This is a genomic window from Marinobacterium iners DSM 11526, from assembly GCF_900107855.1.
Lineage (GTDB): Bacteria > Pseudomonadota > Gammaproteobacteria > Pseudomonadales > Balneatricaceae > Marinobacterium > Marinobacterium iners.
Genome location: NZ_FNRJ01000013.1, coordinates 20,292 through 38,717, shown reverse-complemented (window position 1 = coordinate 38,717; position 18,426 = coordinate 20,292). Strand labels below are relative to the sequence as shown.

Annotated in this window: 14 protein-coding genes; 4 read left to right on the top strand and 10 right to left on the bottom strand. The window is 57.1% G+C overall.

Going from position 1 to position 18,426, the window contains the following annotated elements; genetic code table 11:
• Positions 1 to 8 precede the first annotated feature (8 nt).
• Complete coding sequence (gene acnA, locus BLV48_RS13295) at positions 9 to 2,726, top strand: aconitate hydratase AcnA (protein ID WP_091827285.1); 2,718 nt, start codon at positions 9 to 11, stop codon at positions 2,724 to 2,726.
• Here the strand turns inward: acnA and BLV48_RS13290 are convergent, their stop codons facing one another.
• Together BLV48_RS13290 and BLV48_RS13285 are read right to left on the bottom strand one after the other, a co-directional pair.
• Complete coding sequence (locus BLV48_RS13290; protein WP_091827284.1) at positions 2,727 to 4,358, bottom strand: methyl-accepting chemotaxis protein; 1,632 nt, start codon at positions 4,356 to 4,358, stop codon at positions 2,727 to 2,729. It lies immediately after the preceding gene.
• A gap of 105 nt (positions 4,359 to 4,463) precedes the next feature.
• Entirely contained in the window at positions 4,464 to 5,726 is a 1,263-nt protein-coding gene (locus tag BLV48_RS13285; RefSeq protein ID WP_091827283.1) for a pyridoxal phosphate-dependent aminotransferase, read from the bottom strand.
• Between the two features lie 192 nt (positions 5,727 to 5,918).
• On the opposite strand from BLV48_RS13285, the gene BLV48_RS13280 reads away from it, so the two are divergent.
• Positions 5,919 to 6,824, top strand: coding sequence for a MurR/RpiR family transcriptional regulator (locus BLV48_RS13280; protein WP_091827282.1), 906 nt, complete (start codon positions 5,919 to 5,921; stop codon positions 6,822 to 6,824).
• Here the strand turns inward: BLV48_RS13280 and BLV48_RS13275 are convergent.
• The 8 genes from BLV48_RS13275 to BLV48_RS13240 all read right to left on the bottom strand — a co-directional run bounded on the left by BLV48_RS13275 (position 6,799) and on the right by BLV48_RS13240 (position 16,091).
• Positions 6,799 to 8,580: a sensor domain-containing diguanylate cyclase gene (locus tag BLV48_RS13275; RefSeq protein ID WP_139253925.1), complete on the bottom strand. Its 1,782-nt coding sequence runs from the start codon at positions 8,578 to 8,580 to the stop codon at positions 6,799 to 6,801. The genes BLV48_RS13280 and BLV48_RS13275 overlap by 26 nt on opposite strands.
• A gap of 167 nt (positions 8,581 to 8,747) precedes the next feature.
• Positions 8,748 to 9,749 carry a dihydroorotate dehydrogenase-like protein gene (locus tag BLV48_RS13270; RefSeq protein ID WP_091827280.1) on the bottom strand — a complete coding sequence of 334 codons (1,002 nt, stop codon included), beginning with the start codon at positions 9,747 to 9,749 and terminating at the stop codon, positions 8,748 to 8,750.
• Complete coding sequence (gene nifJ, locus BLV48_RS13265) at positions 9,742 to 13,386, bottom strand: pyruvate:ferredoxin (flavodoxin) oxidoreductase (RefSeq protein WP_175527675.1); 3,645 nt, start codon at positions 13,384 to 13,386, stop codon at positions 9,742 to 9,744. The genes BLV48_RS13270 and nifJ overlap by 8 nt, the downstream gene beginning before the upstream one ends.
• A 128-nt stretch (positions 13,387 to 13,514) precedes the next feature.
• Positions 13,515 to 14,105: a CBS domain-containing protein gene (locus BLV48_RS13260; RefSeq protein WP_091827279.1), complete on the bottom strand. Its 591-nt coding sequence runs from the start codon at positions 14,103 to 14,105 to the stop codon at positions 13,515 to 13,517.
• 52 nt (positions 14,106 to 14,157) lie between these two features.
• On the bottom strand, positions 14,158 to 14,478 hold the full coding sequence (locus BLV48_RS13255; protein ID WP_091827278.1) for a hypothetical protein: 321 nt from the start codon (positions 14,476 to 14,478) through the stop codon (positions 14,158 to 14,160).
• Between the two features lie 106 nt (positions 14,479 to 14,584).
• Positions 14,585 to 15,004: a hypothetical protein gene (locus BLV48_RS13250; protein ID WP_091827277.1), complete on the bottom strand. Its 420-nt coding sequence runs from the start codon at positions 15,002 to 15,004 to the stop codon at positions 14,585 to 14,587.
• A gap of 143 nt (positions 15,005 to 15,147) precedes the next feature.
• Complete coding sequence (locus BLV48_RS13245) at positions 15,148 to 15,498, bottom strand: putative quinol monooxygenase (protein WP_091827276.1); 351 nt, start codon at positions 15,496 to 15,498, stop codon at positions 15,148 to 15,150.
• Between the two features lie 23 nt (positions 15,499 to 15,521).
• Complete coding sequence (locus BLV48_RS13240; RefSeq protein WP_091827275.1) at positions 15,522 to 16,091, bottom strand: hypothetical protein; 570 nt, start codon at positions 16,089 to 16,091, stop codon at positions 15,522 to 15,524.
• Positions 16,092 to 16,310: 219 nt separating this feature from the next.
• Here BLV48_RS13240 and BLV48_RS13235 point away from each other — a divergent pair, with 219 nt between their 5' ends.
• Both BLV48_RS13235 and livH read left to right on the top strand, forming a co-directional pair.
• Positions 16,311 to 17,435, top strand: a complete 1,125-nt coding sequence (locus tag BLV48_RS13235; RefSeq protein WP_091827274.1) for a high-affinity branched-chain amino acid ABC transporter substrate-binding protein — start codon at positions 16,311 to 16,313, stop codon at positions 17,433 to 17,435.
• Between the two features lie 57 nt (positions 17,436 to 17,492).
• The gene (livH, locus tag BLV48_RS13230) at positions 17,493 to 18,419 is read left to right on the top strand and encodes a high-affinity branched-chain amino acid ABC transporter permease LivH (RefSeq protein WP_091827273.1); all 927 of its coding nucleotides are present in this window, start codon (positions 17,493 to 17,495) and stop codon (positions 18,417 to 18,419) included.
• Positions 18,420 to 18,426 lie beyond the last annotated feature (7 nt).

Below are 18,426 nucleotides of genomic sequence, written 5' to 3'. Positions count from 1 at the left end.
TTCAAACGATGAACGCAGATGAGGTGACACAAACCCTTACACTGGGGTCGAAACAATACACTTACAGCAGTCTGAAACAGGCTGCCGACTCATTGGGTGATATCAGCCGACTGCCCTGTTCACTCAAGGTACTGCTGGAAAATCTGCTGCGCAATATCGATACCGATGCGGTACAGCTTGAAGATCTGCAGGCACTGGTGGACTGGCAGCATCAAGGCGGCCACTCCGAGCGTGAGATCGCCTACCGCCCGGCTCGTGTATTGATGCAGGACTTTACCGGCGTTCCCGGTGTGGCTGACCTAGCCGCTATGCGTGATGCCGTTGCAGCGCTCGGGGCCGACCCACAACAGGTCAATCCGCTGTCGCCGGTGGATCTGGTGATCGACCATTCGGTGATGGTAGACCATTTTGCCAGCGCCGATGCCTTTCATGACAACGTCAAACTCGAAATGGAGCGCAACCACGAGCGTTATGCATTCCTGCGCTGGGGTCAGACCGCGTTTGACAACTTCCGCGTTGTACCACCGGGCACCGGTATCTGCCATCAGGTCAACCTAGAGTATTTGGGTCAGACGGTTTGGCGTGAGGAGCGCGACGGCACAACCTGGGTTTACCCGGACACACTGGTGGGGACCGATTCCCACACCACTATGATCAACGGCCTTGGCATTCTGGGTTGGGGCGTGGGCGGCATTGAGGCCGAGGCTGCGATGCTGGGGCAGCCGATCTCCATGCTGATTCCCGAGGTTGTAGGCTTCAAGCTCACCGGCGCGCTGCGCGAAGGAATCACCGCCACCGACCTGGTCCTGACCGTGACCGACATGCTGCGCAAACATGGGGTGGTGGGCAAGTTCGTCGAGTTCTACGGCGACGGTCTGGCGCAGTTGCCACTGGCCGACCGCGCCACTCTGGCCAATATGGCGCCCGAATATGGTGCTACCTGCGGTTTCTTCCCGGTGGACGAGGAAACCCTGCGCTACCTGCGTCTGTCTGGTCGCAGCGAGGAGCAGGTTTCGCTGGTCGAGGCTTACTGCAAGGAACAGGGCCTGTGGCGCAACACAGGCGATGAGCCGATTTTTACCTCAACACTGGAGTTGGATCTGGATACCGTAGAAGCGTCGTTGGCAGGCCCGAAGCGACCTCAGGATCGAGTCGCGCTGAGCCAGCTGAAATCCCGTTTTGACGAGTTGATGGCGCTGAACCTCAGTGCCCCTCCAGCCGATGCAGTGAGCGATCTGGAAGCCGAAGGTGGGCAGACCGCACCGGGCACTCAGGGTGGAGCGAACGTTGAATACGCCGGAGAACGTTTCCGACTCAATCATGGTGCGGTGGTCATTGCCGCCATTACCTCTTGTACCAACACCTCAAACCCCGGCGTCATGCTGGCGGCGGGACTGCTGGCCCAGAAGGCCATCAACCGGGGCCTGAAACGCAAGCCCTGGGTCAAAAGCTCACTGGCACCCGGCTCCAAGGTTGTGACCGAGTACCTGCAGGCAGCCGGGCTGAATAGCGCACTGGATCAATTGGGCTTCAACCTTGTGGGCTACGGTTGTACCACCTGTATCGGCAACTCCGGCCCGCTGCCGGAACCAATCGAAATCGCGGTACGCGAACAGGATCTCACGGTGGCATCCGTACTTTCCGGTAACCGAAACTTCGAGGGCCGTGTTCACCCTGCCGTCAAAACCAACTGGCTGGCTTCACCACCGCTGGTGGTTGCCTTTGCGCTGGCTGGTCGGGTGGATATCAACCTGTCCGATGAGCCGCTCGGGACTGACCAAGATGGCAAACCGGTCTACCTGAAAGAGATCTGGCCCAGCCAGGCCGAGATTGCCGAAGCACTGGAGCGGGTCAACACCGAGATGTTCCAGCGTGAATACGCGGCAGTTTTTGATGGCGATGCTCAGTGGCAGGCGATTGAAGTTGCCACCGGCAAAACCTATGACTGGCCCGAGTCCAGCTATATACAACAACCGCCGTTCTTCAACGGCATGAGCCGCGAGCCTGACCCGGTACGGGACATCACATCTGCTCGTATTCTTGCTCTCTTGGGCGACTCCGTGACCACCGATCATATTTCCCCGGCCGGTGCGATCAAACCGGACAGCCCTGCCGGTCGCTACCTGCAGCAACTTGGAGTAGCGCAGAAAGACTTCAATTCCTACGGCTCTCGCCGTGGCAACCATGAAGTGATGATGCGTGGCACCTTTGCCAACGTACGTATTCGTAACGAGATACTGGACGGGGTAGAAGGGGGTGAAACCCGCCATTTTCCCAGTGGTGAACAGTTGTCGATTTACGATGCGGCCATGCGCTATCAACAGGACGGACGCGAATTGGTGGTGATCGCCGGCAAGGAATATGGCACCGGCTCGTCACGCGACTGGGCCGCCAAGGGTACGCGTCTGCTCGGCGTGCGAGCGGTAATAGCCGAGTCGTTCGAGCGTATCCACCGCTCCAATCTGCTGGGAATGGGGGTATTGCCGCTGGAGTTTGTCGATACCGACCGCAGGCAGCTGAACCTGACCGGCGAGGAAGAGATCAGCCTGACCGGGCTGGATCAGCTCAAGCCACAGCAGCAGCTGACCTTGAGCATCCGCTACCCTGACGGGCGCGATGTTCAGGCCAGCGTGCGCTGCCGCATCGATACCGGCAACGAGCTGGCCTACTTCCGCCATGGCGGCATTCTGCACTATGTGCTGCGCCGGATGATCGGCGCCGCCTGATCAGGTTCGGAAGTGCACCACCATATCGTGCATTTCCACCGCCAGCCGTGACAGTTCGCGGCTGGCGGCACTGGTCTGGTTGGCACCGGCAGCGGTTTGGGTGGACAGATCACGGATGTTGACCAGATTCTGATCCACTTCACGGGCGACTTGTGCCTGCTCTTCGGCGGCACTGGCGATCACCAGATTGCGGTCATTGATCTGGCCAATTGACTGGAAGATCTCTTCCAGGGCGGTTGAGGCAGCATTGGCCCCCTGCAATGTGCGTTCGGCGCGCTCACGGCTGGTTTGCATCGACTGCATCACGTTGTCGGTACCTTCACGCATCGCCTGAATCAAGCGCTCAATCTCCGAGGTGGAAGACTGTGTACGCTGTGCCAGCGTGCGCACCTCATCCGCCACCACAGCAAAACCGCGCCCGGCCTCTCCCGCCCGCGCCGCTTCGATCGCTGCGTTCAGCGCCAGCAGGTTGGTTTGCTCCGCCACATTGTGGATAACATCCAGAATCTGACCGATGTTGCGGCTGTGCTCGGCAAGCTCACCGACCTGTTTGGCTGTATGCTCCACATTTTCCGCAACCGCATGGATGTCGGTAGTGGTAATACGCACCCCTTCACGGCACTGCACCGCCAGTTGATTGGATGCCTGCGATGCTTCGGAAGTGGTCACCGCGTTGACGGCCACATCATCCACCGCCGTGCTCAACTCTGTTATGGCCGTGGCGGCCTGCTGTAACTGATCACTCTGTTGCTGTAGACCGCGCTGGCTTTCATCGGTCACCGAATTAAGCTCTTCCGCCGCCGATGCCAGCTGGCTGGATGACTCCATCAGCGAGCGGATCATGCTGCGCTTGGTCTGCTGCATCTCCTGCAACGAACGGAACAGATCACCGATTTCATTACGGCTTGCGGTATCAATTGCACGGGTCAGGTCGCCCGATGCGATCGCCTGAAAGTGGCTTTGCGCCAGCAGCAGCGGGTCGATCACCTGACGCCGCACAAACCACAGGCTCAGACTCACCAGCAGGAGTGCCAGCAAAGTCACCGCTATCGCTTCTCCCGTGGCCAGATGGTAGGTGCCTTCCGCCGCTTCCATGCGCTTGGCGTTGTTGATACGCATCTGTTGCTGAAACTCCAACAGCGCCGCATAGTAACCCTCACTGGCGTCCCGGGCTTCCAGGTTCGCAGCCAGGAATGCGTCGCGGTTACGGGCCTCCAGCGCCTGGTTCAGACGTTCAATCGCCTGTTGGAACTGTGTGAAACGGCGCTCCATCTGCTGCGCGATCGGCCGGATCAGGTCAGACTTTTGCGTAACAACAAAGGGCTGGAACAGCTCGGCCGCTTCCCGCGCAAAGCGCACCGAAGCATCATGACTGAAGCGGGCATTGTCCAGATTACCATTCTGGTATTCGGCTTCGGCACCTATCACCGCGAGTCGAGCACGCAGCACGGTGATCAGGGTGTTGGTGACGGGCACCGTTTGTTCACGAGTGATCCGATCCAGTTCGGCCAATGCACGATGAGCATCACGGGCGGCCAGCCAGGCGTTGATACTGGTCAGAACGAGTACGGCACTGAAGGTCAGCAGAATGACCAGCAGTGCCGTACGAATTTTTACATGGTTGAGTTTCATGAGGGCCTTCTAAACTGTTGTTTAAATGCGACTGAAAACGATTAGGATTTTCGCGTATTCAGTCGCAGAAGGCACAACTCAAATCAGCAACGCTGTGTTGCAGTTTCAGGCTGCCTCCTGGCCCAGCTGCGTCAGCCAGTGATTGATGGCACCAATACCCTCCAGTACCGGCTGTGCAACCTGCTCCAGATCGGCATCCGGCTGCAGCGCCAAGTCGCCATCAAAGTTCACATAGGAGAGCCGCGCGACCAGTTCCTGCGCCGGCATGCCGAATGCCGTGCCCGGCAGCAGGGCAACACCGGCCTCTTCCAGCAGTGCAGTGCAGAGCTGATCCGAGCCGTGGATTCCACGTCGTGCCAGCTGGTCACGCCAGGCGGCAAAGTCCGGGAACAGGTAAAAGCCGCCTTCAGGTGAAGCAGTGGCAACACCCGCCTCGTTCAAACGGGCTGCAGCCGCGTTGCCGATCAGGCTCAACACTTCACGCTCACGCGCTACATAGGCCTGAACATCCGGTCCAAATGTATAGGCCTTGATGGCGGCATACTGCACAGGAGAGCTGACGCAGGACCAGGTCTCGGATGCCACACCAAGCAGACGCGGCAACAGATTTCCCGCCAATGCTTCAGGCACATGCATAACGCCCAAGCGCCAGCCACCGGCTCCACACCACTTGGACAGCCCACCGGTTACCAGTGTGCCTTCCGGATAGTAGCGCGCCAGTGAACGATGCTGACCTGTATGGTTGAGCATGCCGTAGATCTCATCACTGATCACCAGAATGTTGTAGCGTCGCATCACACCAACCAGCGCCTGCAGTTCGGCTTCGCCGTAGGTGGTGCCACTGGGGTTGCCTGGATAGTTCAGCACCAGAATCAGCGGCAGTTCGGGCTGCTCACGCGCGGCGCAGAACTTCTCCAGCTGCTCGGCGCTCAGCCGCCAATGACTTTCTGCTGTGGTCTGCAGCCGATGTACCGCATGACCAGCCAAATGCGCCTGCGGCTCATAGGAAACCCAGCTGGGAGAAATCAACAGCACTTCGGCGCGAGTAAACGCCGCCATCACTGCATAAATCAGCAGCTTGCTGCCCGGACCTACCAGTACACGCTCAGCCTGCCAGTCCACACCATCCTGTTCTCGATGAAATGTGGCTACAGCTTCACGCAGAGGCTTCAGCCCTTGCACCGGCAGGTAGGATTTTTCTGCGGCGTGCTCGCTCAGGCGTGTCGACACCTCCGCCGGCACCGGAAAGGGTGACTGGCCAAAACCGAAACGAAACACCTTGCGGCTGGCTTCAAGTGCACCGGAGCGCTCGTTGATCAGCAGTGTTTCAGAGTGGTTGATGGGGCGAAGATAGGCATCGACTGACATGATTGCGGGTCCTGTGGGTATTGATATGTGGGGTAATATGGACCAGCTGAAAATCTTTTCAATAATCGACTATCATATGGAAAATTATTTTCATATTTCAGATGGATTTTCCACCAAATTCCTTATTTATCTTTTATTTTCATAAAGATATGAATATGAGGCAAAAACGGGATAAAAAGGAATAAAAATGCGATGAGTACCCCTTTCACCTTTCCACCCGGCTCGCTGGCTCAGCTGCGCAAGCTGCCATCCCTGCTCAAGCGCGGCGAGTTGCAGCTGCCAATGGGCAAACGGCTGCTGAACGCGCTCTGTCTGATGCTGGATGATCCTCGCCTGGTCGCGACCCAAAGCATCACCGAGCTGGCACAAGCTACGGGGGTCAGCCCCGCCTCCCTGACCCGGCTGGCCAAGCTGCTGGGCTTTACCGGTTTTGTGCAGTTTCAGGCCCTGTTCCGTCAGGCACTGAGCCAACCGGGACGCTACTACAGCGCACAGGCCAGCGCACTGGTGAGCGGTGATCAAAATGCAAGTATATCCAGCCGGGTCGGTCAGCATCTGCAGCGTCAGATCCACAACCTGACCCAAAGCGCCGGCCAACTGAATGAAGAGCAGCTGCTGACGGCTGCCGGGATGCTGGTCAAGGCGCGCCGTATCCGTGTGGCGGGGCGGCGTCAGTCATTCGGCTTGGCGGTAATATTCAGTTACATGCTGGGACTGATTCGCGATGATACGGCGGTGGTCGGCGCGGCCGGAGAAGGTCAGGCGCAGGCGCTGGCCGAGCTGGGCAAGCGCGACCTGCTGGTGATGTTCGGTTCCGAGCCGTACAGTCGGGATTCGGTGATGCTTGCCCAGGTGGCACATCAATATGGCCTGCCCCTGCTGACCCTCACCGACAGCCATCACTCCCCCCTGGCACAGCTGGCCGATTGTACCCTGATCAGCTCTGGCGACAGTCCGCTGTACACCAACAGCATGATCGCGAGCCAGTTTTTGAGTGAAACCCTGTTGTTGCAAACGGCCCGCCTGCTCGGTGAAGATGCGGTGAAACGGCTGAGCCTGCGAGAGGAGTTAATCAATCGGCTGAATGACGAATTTTAATACCGGCTTCCGCCAGATCTTCCGTCTGATCCACAACTTCAAGGATGGACTGAGTCTCCAGTACCTCAGTGTAAAGCCGATAACCGTTACGTCCATCCTGTTTGGCCGCATAGAGCGCGGCATCAGCCTGCCGCAGCACCTCTTCATGGTCTTCGGTGTGGGTCAGACTGGCACCAATACTGAAGGTCATGCTCAGGGATGCACCGCAGGGTGTTCTGACTACCTGACCGCGGATTACTCGCAGCAGACGCTCACAGATATGTTCGACCAAGCCCCTGTCTGCATCACGGATCATGATCAGGAATTCGTCTCCCCCCCAGCGTGAGGCCGCGTCATACTCACGCAACACCGAACGCAACACCGTCGCCACCACCACCAGGGCTTCATCGCCGACAGCATGACCGTAGCGATCATTGATCTCCTTAAACAGGTCCAGATCGATCCAGATGATGCCCAGTGGACGACCTTCGCGGGCACTGCGCTTGAGCTCTTCCCGCAAACGCTGATCCATGCCGCGTCGGTTCAGCAAGCCGGTCAATGGGTCGGTCTGGCTGAGCTGGTTCAGCGCTTCGGTCCGCTCCTGTACCTTCTGCTCAAGGTTGGTGCGCGCCTCGTATACCTCACGACTCATTTTTTCGAACTCTTCCACCAGCCGTGCGACTTCACCACTGGCACGCACATTCAGTGGCTCGCCGGTGTATTCTCCCTTACGGAAACGTCGAATGGCCCGGTCCAGCGCTTGAAGAGGCTCCAGCACCACCCGGCCCAGTACAATGTGAAACACCAGTACCGTAATCAGCAGCGAAATACCAAATATCATCAGAATGGAGTTAAACCGGCTTAGCGGCAGCAAACGGTGCAGGTCCATCAGGGTGACTTCATACCAATCAATATCAGGCAGATACGCCACCCCGGCAAGATAGCGTTTGCCATCGAGGGTGACAAACCGACTGATCACTTCCTGGGGATCTTCCTTCACCTGCGCCATGGCCTGCTTCAACTGTGTGTAGTCTTCGCCCGGCATCATTACGCTCAAACGGCTCTGTTCGTTGTCACTTTTGGTGAGACTGGCAAAATCGATCATCGACTGATCACGATACAGCTGGATCGCGCCCTGATGATTCACGAACAGACTGGTGATGCCCTCTTCACCGCTGTCGACAATATCATTGAGGAAACTACTGAGATTGAGGCCGGTACCGGCAACTCCCAGAACCTCACCCGAGGGATTACGCAGCAGCACATCCACCCATAGCTTGGTAACGCCGAGGTGAGCATCAGGGTTAACATTGATATGCAGGTCGCGGTTTTGCTCGATCAAATCGAAGAACCAGCGATCCGCCGGCTCAGAGGCATTGAGCTGGTAACGCATCTGGTCACCGGCAAACTCGTTTTCGGCATTGTTGTAATAATAGTGCCCATTGCGCAATATACCGAGGAAATAGTTGCTGTCGGTAAAGCTTTCGCGGTAACGCTCAAGCTCCATCAGGCCACGGTACTCGGCGAGGATGTTGTCCGGGTCTTCCAGCCATTCGATCAACACCGGTGAGCTCGACAGCTGACGTGCAAGCACGATCTCACGCAGCAGCGGTTGCAGCACCCGCTCCTTATCGTAAAGAACCTGCTTTTCAACGTATCTGAGCGCCCACTCCGTAATGATCCGTTCTGCCAGGGTCTGAACCGAGATCCAGACAGCGGCGGCTGACGCAAGTATCAGTACGACTGCGAGGAGGCTGAGCCTTGATTTAAGATTCAACCAGCACTTCTCCCCTTCCTCAACCTTGAGGGTGTGTCACTATTTAATGACATATAAATGTATTGAATGACTATAGATGATAACTGATCGGTTAACCGAGAAAAGTAAAAATTCCGCTCCATGAAAAATCTTTTCTCTCTCATGAGACATTTCTTTCGCGTATCGCCTCAAGGGCACCACTGATCCAGTGTATCCAGATAGTTGGCCCGCTCCCAGCCGGAGGGATCCTCGGCACGAGCATAACTGACACTGCCGCGCAGCTGATCCAAAGATTCATATTCATGTTGATCCAGCCAGTTCAGAATCGTGTCCCGCATTTGCTTCAGCACACCCTCTCCCTGCTGCATCAGCACGCTGGCCAATTGAGCGACTTCAGCACCGACGAGCTGAGTGCGAATCACATCTTCACCGGTATGCACGCCACCGGTAATCGCCATATCCAGCGCCACCTGAGCACGGATAATTGCAGCCCAGCGCAGACGCTCATTCAACTCGGCCGGGCTGGACAGCTGCAATTGGGGTTTTATCTTCAGCGTATCCAGATCCAGCGTTGGCTCAATAAAGCGGTTGAACAGGACCACCGCATCAGTACCCGCTTCACGCAACAGGTTCACCATATGCACCGGGCTGGAAAAGCGGGACGACAGCTTCACCGCCAGCGGCAACTGCGGTACGGCTGACCGTACTGAGGTGAGGATATCCAGATAACGCTGTTCCACTTCGGCGCCGCTCTCGCGTACCGAAGCCGCTATATGATAGATGTTCAGCTCAAGTGCATCGGCGCCGGCCTGTGCCAGTTGCACGGCATGCTCTGCCCAGCCGTCTCGGCTGACCCCGTTGAGGCTGGCGATCACCGGTACTTTCAGGCGCGACTTCATACTCTGCAGCCGTTCGAGATAATGCTCTTCAGCGGTACGGAAGGCATCAGGTACGGGCAGGAAATCATCCGATTCAAAGTGCCCTATTTCCTGTTCATACAAGAAATGATGCAGCAGCTCATGGTCACGGCTGCACTCTTCCTCAAACAGGCTGTGCATGACAATGGCCGCGGCTCCTGCATCTTCGAGCCGACAGGCGCCATCCAGTGTGGCTGTCAACGGTGAAGCTGAAGGCACCAGTGGACTATCCAGTTCAAACCCCAGATAGCGGGTATGCAATCGCTTACTCATTCTGGCCTCCTGTTTCCGGCTCTGTGCCGGCAGGCGCACTCTCTGCCGATGCACTTTCTACGGCGGACCAGCTCAGTCCGGCCAATTGTTCATAGCGGTGGTAGCGTTCGTTAACCTCCCTCTGGGCCTGCTCCAGAAACACCTTGGACGCTTCGGGGTTGGCCCGTGCAAGCATGCTGAAACGCGCCTCGGAACGGGCGAACTGAGCATAGGGGATGGAAGGCGGTTTGGAATCCAGTTTGAGCGGATTCTCGCCCTGCTCGGCCCGGCGCGGGTCGTAGCGGAAGAGTGGCCAGTGACCGGATTCCACCGCCAGGCGCTGATGCTCATGGTTGTCGCCAGCCAGATTAAAACCATGCGCAATACAGGGTGAATAAGCGATGATCAGTGAAGGACCGTCCCAGCCTTCAGCCTCCTGAAAGGCGTGCAATGTCTGCATATCCTTGGCGGCATAGGCAACATGAGCGACATAGACGTGCTCGTAATCCATGGCGATACGGGCTAGATCCTTCTTCGCCACCGGCTTGCCGCCGGCGGAAAACTTGGCGACGGCACCGCGCGGCGTTGCCTTGGAAGTCTGGCCACCGGTATTGGAATAGACCTCGGTATCCAGCACCAGAATATTGACGTTACGACCGGACGCCAGCACATGATCAAGCCCACCGTAGCCAATATCGTAGGCCCAACCATCACCACCGATAATCCAGACACTGTGACGACACAGTTTGTCTGCCAAGTGATAGAGCTCATGCGCACGCAAGTCATCCATTCCCTGCAGGCGCTGGCGCAGCCTCGCAACCCGCTCTCGCTGGGCACGGATACCGGCCTCATCGTTCTGATCAGCCTGCAGCAACTCCTCCACCAGGTGCGCTTCCAGTCGGTCACTCAAGGCCTGCAGCAGCTCAATAGCGTATTCCGTTTGCTTGTCCAGCGCGGCCCGCATGCCGAGGCCAAATTCGGCGTTGTCTTCAAACAGGGAATTGTTCCAGGCAGGTCCACGCCCTTCCGCGTTCATCGTCCAGGGAGTAGTCGGCAGGTTGCCGCCATAAATAGACGAACAGCCAGTGGCGTTGGCAACCAGCATGTGATCACCGAACAGTTGGCTGAGCAGCCGAATGTAAGGCGTCTCACCACAGCCGGAGCAGGCGCCACTGAACTCGAACAGCGGCTGCATCAGCATGGATCCTTTCATGGTGCTGGCCTTGAGCCCGGTACGGTCAAACTCCGGCAGCTGGCGGAAAAACTCCCAGTTAGCCCGTTCACGTACCAGGATATCGTCCTTGGGGACCATGTTCAGCGCCTTACGGCTCTGGTTCGATTTGTCATGAATTGGGCATATCTCGACACAGAGGGTACAGCCAGTGCAATCATCAGGCGAGATCTGATAACTGATCAATGTACCCTCAGGGAAGTCTTTCGCGCCTTTGATCGGCACTGCCTTGAAGCCCTCAGGCGCCCCTTTCACCAGTGTCTCGGGAAACGCCTTGGAACGGATCACCGAGTGCGGGCAGACAAATACGCATTTACCGCAGTGGGTACAGAGCTCCTCTTCCCATTGCGGCAACTCAAGTGCCAGATCCCTCTTTTCATAGGCCGCCGTGCCACTGGGCCAGGTACCGTCGATGGGCACCCGGCTGACCGGTACCCGGTCGCCGCGCCCAGAAATCAACTCTGCCGTGACTTCGCGCACAAAAGTAGTCGCGTCAGCAGCATTCACTTGGTGCATCGGTATCAGGCTCTGTGCCTGATCCGGCACGTCAAAGGGCTGCAAATGTGCCAGCGCATTGTCGATGGCTGCAATATTCATCTGTGCAATACGCGCGCTGCGCTTGCCGTAGGTGGACTCAACAGCGGCTTTTACCTGCGCAATCGCCTCATCCCTTGGCAGAATATCGGTCAGCGCAAAAAAGCAGGTCTGCATGATGGTATTGATGCGTTTGCCAAGCCCGACATCAGCCGCCACTTGATAGGCATCGATCAGCCAAACCTTCAGCTGCCTGTCGATCATCTGCCGCTGCACCGGCTGCGGCAGCGACTGCCAGAAAACCTCTCCCGTCAGAGGCGTATTGATCAGCACGGTGGCTTTCGGTTTTGCCTTTTCCAGCATCGGATAGCGATCCAGAAAGACGGGCTGATGACAGCCAACAAAATCAGCCTCACCGCTTTGAACCTCGTAGGCCGAGCGTATTGGCTCAGGACCAAAACGCAGATGCGAGACGGTGACCGCACCGGATTTCTTCGAATCGTAGACAAAGTGCCCCTGCGCAAACCGACCTGGCTTCTCTCCGATAATGCGAATGCTGTTCTTGTTGGCGGATACCGTTCCGTCTGCTCCCAGGCCGTAAAAAACGGCCTGCACCTGCTGTCTCGCGGCACGGTTGCGAAAGCTTTCATCCCAACGCAGGCTCAGGCGCGTGACATCGTCGTCAATACCGATGGTAAATTCACGCTTGCCTTCCGGGCGGGCCAGATGGTCGAACACCGCCTTGACCATGCCGGGAGTAAACTCCTTTGATGACAGGCCAAAGCGCCCACCCAGAATGCGCGGCAGCCCAGTGCCCCGCCAGGCATCTTCGCTGCAGGCGTTGAAAACAGCTGTGGTGATATCCTTGAGCAGCGGCTCGCCATCCGATCCGGGCTCCTTGGTGCGATCCAGCACCGCAATGGCACGCACAGTGTCCGGCAGCTGTTGCAGCAGCCGCTCAGAGGCAAAAGGCCGGAACAGGCGTACGTTCAGCAGCCCAACCTTTTCACCTTCGGCATTGAGATGTTCTACGGTTTCAACCACCGTCTGGCTGGCTGATCCCATCACCACAACGACCCGTTCGGCATCGTCGGCTCCGCTGTACTCATACAGCGAATATTGGCGGCCCGCCACCGCTGCAAAGCGATCCATTGCGTTTTGCACAATGGCCGGAAAGGCGTCGTAATAGGGGTTACACGCTTCGCGTGACTGAAAAAAGAGATCCGGGTTTTGTGAGGTGCCGCGAATAAAGGGGTGCTCGGGAGACAGTGCTCGGTCACGGCAGGCCCTGATCAAACCGGGGTCGATCAGCTGCTGCAGCTGGGCCGTTGTAACCAGCTCAACCTTGCTGATTTCGTGGCTGGTACGAAAGCCATCGAAGAAGTGCAGCACCGGCACCCGCCCTTCCAGCGTGGCCATCTCGGCAATGGTGGCCATATCCATCACCTCTTGAGCATTGCCTGAAGCCAGGATGGCAAAGCCCGTGGTGCGTGCAGCCATCACATCGCTGTGGTCACAGAAAATTGAAAGTGCGTGAGTTGCCACCGAGCGCGCCGCAATATGAAACACCGTCGGCGTCAGCTCACCGGCAATCTTGAACATGTTGGGGATTTTCAGCAGCAGCCCCTGCGAGGCGGTGAAGGTGCAGGTTTTGGCTCCGGCCTGAAGTGAACCGTGCACGGCACCAGCGGCACCGGCTTCGCTCTGCAGCTCAATCACTTCCGGCACACTGCCCCAGAGATTGGGACGCCCCGCATTGCTCCAGCTGTCAGCCAGCTCACCCATCACCGAAGCCGGCGTTATCGGATAGATGGCGATGACATCATTGAGCTGGTGGGCGATGGTGGCGGCTGCTTCGTTGCCATCCATCATCCGTATTTCTGACCTGGCCATGCCCAACTCCTGTTATCCGGGATTAAGCGTTCAGTATGGCAGATCCTGTAGTAGCTGAGATTGACCTGTGCCAACCTCAGCTACGCTCATTCAACGCCCCGTGAACTTAGGGCCCGTGAACAAAGGGATCAAACAGACTCTCCACGACCGAAAAGCACATCCACAAGATCGCGGAAACTGGACGCCTGAAGATTGATTTCGACCGGCACCTGCAAACGACGGGCAATTTCACTGGCAGAAATAATGCCGCAGATCTCCTGTGACTCCGGGTCAACCACCAGCATGTGCATGCTACCTTCATGACGCAGCGTCTTGAGCAGATCGCCGATGGTACCCTGTTGCAGGGCTGACAATGGCACTCCGCGCAGCTTGTCACGACTGACCATCACGTCCTTGATACTCAGGTCCTCACGCTTGAGGCCCAGGCTGGTGGCTTGGCTGAGCACCTTGCGACTTTCCAGATCGATCACGGTCAGAATGCCGCGGAAAGCCTTGCTGCTGTCGGTGACGATGACCGAACGCACATGCACTTTGCGCATCGCCTGGGTGGCATCACTGATGCTTTCGGTCAGATTCATGGTCAGTGGTGGTGTTTGACGAAAATCGGTCATCACCAGTTGTGCCGGTGAATCCAAGTTGGTGATGGCGTGATCTGCACCTTCAGCAAGGCGGGTGTAGTCCTCAAGGCCGATGGTTTTCAACTCATGGTAGTTCTTCATGTTCTTTTCCTCGCGCTGTACCAGCGCTCCGTTCGGTAATCCAGACCGGCCTCTAGCCGATAGTGTTATGGCTGCCACAAAAAAAGGCGACCGGCGGTGCGCGTGACTGGTAAGAAGCCTCAAAGGTTGATGCCCTTTGATCAGCTATTTCGTCGAGACAAGGAGCAGGCAGGCTGTCACAGGAGATATGTAATGGCTGCGGCAGAAACAAATCGGTGTCAGTCTGGGTGTTATCCAGCAGCAAATCGGTACTGTTGACGGCAAGGCTTTCGTCTCCCGGTTTGGGGACTGCACCGCCCTCAAAACCGTAAAACAGCAATACTGCCAAAAGAAACAGAACGGTCGGCTTTCCGATCGTTCTTGCCGAAGGCATCTCGGCAACATGAAACCAACAGGCAAATTTTGATCGCAACGGATCAACCTCAACAGACAAAGGTGTCAAATTCAGGATAGGCCTGTCAGCTTGAGTGTCAATAGGGTTACCCCTGAATCACACGTCCGCGGTACACCATCAGTGGGGTTCTTGACCCATCCGGCGCTGCCACAGAGTCGGTCGGCTCATCCTCTTCAACGAGCGGATGTGCAACAGCCGGCGTGTCGCGATACCCCAGGCGTTCCAGCAACTGCTCCGCCTGGTCAGGCAACAGGGTTTCCATCAGTGGATAGATCAGCTCGGGTGTAAAGGAAAAGCGCAGTGGTGCCAGACTGGCCAGCTGAGCCACCGCGTTTTCATTGTGCAGCCCGTTATATGCAACACCCAGCAGTTGCCCCTTGGACAGCACAACCTGAGCCGCATGATTATCTGCACTGACCACAAACAGGGTGCCTGTTGCCCGCTGTTGAACAAGTTCAAAGAGTTGCGCTGTCAGTCCACCGAAATCAGCCGCAAGTGTGCCCATGGTTGCCTCCGTTTATCCATGACCGCTAACTTTACTCGGATACAGAAGGACTCAAGCAAGAAACGGACCAGTCCCACTCACCGCGCTGTCAGGGCTAGAACGGGTCCGTCGGCCGGAAAACCGCACCTAAATGGTGCAAAGACCTATCCGAACTGGGGCGCGTCGAAGTTTTCCGGCTCGTCAGTATATATACAAACATTCCAGTCTTCGGCCAGACCATCTTCAGCCTTGCAGTAACGCTCGAAAAATTCGACGATTTCCCTGCGTTGGCAGTGCGCCTCAAAGCTTTCCATATCGCTCCAGATTTCGTGGAACACAATCGGAAAACTGGTGCCTTCGGCAAAGGGGCTGCTGATTTGACGCGTCACCGTGTACTGCACACAGGCATCTTCACGGTGGGCGTTGGGTTCCAGCATCTGTAATGCGCGAAACAGCTCGGCTTCCTTGCCGGGCCGAGGCTTAAACTGGGCAGTGCAATAAACCAGTGAGGACATGCCGCCTCTCCTTACTTTGGTGTTCAGGGTTGGGAAAAAATACGGTCCAATTGAGCTGTGTAGGGCCTAACACTCTGCTTGTCTGCCGCCGGTACCTGCGCCAGTGTGCGTGCAATACTCACCGCCTGCTCCATCTGCTGACGCATCTCCGGTGGCACCAGCTGCAGCATTTGCGGATCCATTCCCTGCATCTGCTGTGCCAGCTGCAGGATTTCAGGGCTTTCCGCCTCGGCCTTGATCGCACCGTAAGCGAGCACAACACGGTCACCGGTCAGCGCCCAACTCTCCGCACTGGTAAAGCCATATTGGCGCACAATCCGACCCAGCTCGCTGTAGTCATCAGCTGATTCTCGCTGCAACACTTTTACCCCCCGGGTGTGGGGGTCAAACAGCTCACCGTTGCGCGGTGTGATTTCACGTTCGAGGAAGCTTTGCTTGCCTTCGGCCTGCAGCTTTTCACCCAGCTGCCGCACCGGCCCCAGGCTATCGATATAAGCCTCTATCGCCGCTTCACCCAAACTGTCTGCTTGCACTCCCAACGGGAGTGCAAGCAGGAACATGAACAGAAAACAAGATGAGAAATACGCGCGCATAGGCACCTCCCGGGTGTTAAAAGTGGCAAGGGTTTTGCTGGTTTCAATCGCGGCCCCGTATGATGGCGCGAGTGTAGCAGATCCTGCAGGGGCCACCTATCGAGGTTACGCAGATATAAAAAAACTGTGTAATAATCAAACCGATAGTCACCAACAAATATAACAGGCGGCACCTCAGCCGGGACAGCCGCCCTGACTAGAAGCCCATAGGGGAATAACATGAAGCAGACGTTCGGATCTTTCGGAAAAACCCTGCTGGCGGCAGGTTCACTGCTGGCCGCAGTCTCCAGCGTACAGGCTGAATCTCTGAAAATCGGTATTGCAGGCCCTGTTACCGGCCCCGTTGCCCAGTATGGTGACATGCAAAAGATCGGCGCGATGATGGCGATCCGCCAGATCAATGAGGCCGGTGGCATCAACGGTCAGACGCTTGAAGGCATTATTTACGATGATGCCTGCGACCCCAAACAGGCTGTGGCCGTCGCCAACCGCATCGTCAATGATGATATTCGGCACGTAATCGGCCACCTCTGCTCCAGTTCAACCGAACCGGCCTCGGATATTTACGAGGAAGAGGGCGTATTGATGATCACCGCCGCATCCACTTCTCCCACCATTACCGAAAAGGGATATGAGCTGATTTTCCGCACCATCGGCCTGGATAGTCTTCAGGGCAGCCTGGCGGCGGCGCATATCCGTGATCACGTCAAACCGGAGCGGCTGGCCGTTATTCACGACAAACAGCAGTACGGTGAAGGCCTTGCCACAACCGTTAAGGATCTGCTAGCTGCCGATGGCATCGAAGCCGAGATGTTTGAAGGTGTTACCCCTGGCGACAAGGACTTCTCGGCACTGATCGCCAAGCTCAAGCGCAACAATATTGATTTCGTTTACTACGGCGGTTACCACCCGGAGTTGGGGCTGATTCTGCGACAGTCCCGTGAAAAGGGCTTTGATGTACCGTTCATGGGTCCTGAGGGTGTAGTGAATTCGGACTTGGCTGCCATTGCAGGCGAGGCGATGGAAGGCGTACTGGCCACCGCCCCGAAAAGCTTTGACCAGAACCCGGAAAATGCCGCGTTGACCGAAGCCTTCAAGGCACGCAATGAAGACCCTTCAGGTCCGTTCGTGTTCCCGGCTTATGCCGCAATACAGGTTATGACCGACGCCATCAAGGCCACTGGCGAAACCGACCCCTATGCGCTGGCAGAATATCTTCGAGCCAACCGCTTTGATACCACCATCGGCGAGATTGGTTTCGACGCAAGGGGGGACCTGACCGAATCCACCTTCATGGTGTACCGCCTCCACGCCGATGGCAGCAAGACCGCTCTCAGCGAATAAACTCCGTCCCGTCTGAGCCCCGTCTACCTGACGGGGCTCGCAGCCTGGAGAATGCAGATGAGTGAAACCGCCCTCTATGTCCTGCAGCAGCTGATCAACGGACTGACCATCGGATCAACCTACGCCCTGATCGCCATCGGTTACACCATGGTGTACGGCATTATCGGCATGATCAACTTCGCCCACGGCGAGGTCTACATGATCGGTACTTATACCGCTTTCATCACCATCATCGGACTGGTCACCATGGGGGTGGGGTCATTACCGATCATCCTTTTGCTGGCACTGATCACGGCGGTGATTATTTCATCCACCTATGGTTATGCAATCGAGCGGGTGGCCTACCGGCCCCTGCGTGGCGGCCCGCGTCTGATACCCCTGATCACGGCGATTGGCATGTCGATTTTCCTGCAAAACTATATCCGACTGGCCCAGGGTTCACGCGACCTGGCGATGCCCTCGCTGATTTCGGGCGGTATCAGCTTCGGTGATCCGGCCCTGTTTGAGGTGAGCATTTCATGGATGCAGATGATCATCTGGAGTGTGACGCTGGTCTCGATGACGGCACTGGCACTGTTCATTTCGCGCTCACGCCTGGGACGTGCCTGCCGCGCCTGCGCTCAGGATTTGAAGATGACCAATTTGCTCGGGATCGATACCAACCGCATCATCGCGCTTACCTTTGTCATCGGGGCGGCACTGGCGGCTGTAGCGGGCGTACTGCTGGGACTCTATTACGGCACCATCAACCCCTACATCGGCTTCATGGCAGGCCTCAAGGCCTTTACCGCTGCGGTACTGGGGGGTATCGGTTCCATTCCGGGTGCCATGCTCGGCGGCCTTATTCTGGGCGTCACCGAGGCCCTCACGGCTGCCTTTTTCCCGTCCGAGTACAAGGATGTGGTGGCCTTCAGCCTGCTGGTACTCATTCTTCTGTTCCGCCCCACCGGCCTGCTCGGCAAGCCGGAAGTGGAGAAGGTATAGGAGGGAG

Excerpts from the sequence above, each read along its gene's own strand:
- nifJ (WP_175527675.1), bottom strand. The coding sequence starts at position 13,386 with ATGGCCAGGTCAGAAATACGGATGATGGATGGCAACGAAGCAGCCGCC.
- BLV48_RS13270 (WP_091827280.1), bottom strand. The coding sequence starts at position 9,749 with ATGAGTAAGCGATTGCATACCCGCTATCTGGGGTTTGAACTGGATAGT.
- BLV48_RS13285 (WP_091827283.1), bottom strand. The coding sequence starts at position 5,726 with ATGTCAGTCGATGCCTATCTTCGCCCCATCAACCACTCTGAAACACTG.
- BLV48_RS13235 (WP_091827274.1), top strand. The coding sequence starts at position 16,311 with ATGAAGCAGACGTTCGGATCTTTCGGAAAAACCCTGCTGGCGGCAGGT.
- BLV48_RS13290 (WP_091827284.1), bottom strand. The coding sequence starts at position 4,358 with ATGAAACTCAACCATGTAAAAATTCGTACGGCACTGCTGGTCATTCTG.
- BLV48_RS13280 (WP_091827282.1), top strand. The coding sequence starts at position 5,919 with ATGAGTACCCCTTTCACCTTTCCACCCGGCTCGCTGGCTCAGCTGCGC.
- BLV48_RS13260 (WP_091827279.1), bottom strand. The coding sequence starts at position 14,105 with ATGAAGAACTACCATGAGTTGAAAACCATCGGCCTTGAGGACTACACC.
- BLV48_RS13250 (WP_091827277.1), bottom strand. The coding sequence starts at position 15,004 with ATGGGCACACTTGCGGCTGATTTCGGTGGACTGACAGCGCAACTCTTT.
- acnA (WP_091827285.1), top strand. The coding sequence starts at position 9 with ATGAACGCAGATGAGGTGACACAAACCCTTACACTGGGGTCGAAACAA.
- BLV48_RS13245 (WP_091827276.1), bottom strand. The coding sequence starts at position 15,498 with ATGTCCTCACTGGTTTATTGCACTGCCCAGTTTAAGCCTCGGCCCGGC.
- BLV48_RS13255 (WP_091827278.1), bottom strand. The coding sequence starts at position 14,478 with ATGCCTTCGGCAAGAACGATCGGAAAGCCGACCGTTCTGTTTCTTTTG.
- livH (WP_091827273.1), top strand. The coding sequence starts at position 17,493 with ATGAGTGAAACCGCCCTCTATGTCCTGCAGCAGCTGATCAACGGACTG.
- BLV48_RS13240 (WP_091827275.1), bottom strand. The coding sequence starts at position 16,091 with ATGCGCGCGTATTTCTCATCTTGTTTTCTGTTCATGTTCCTGCTTGCA.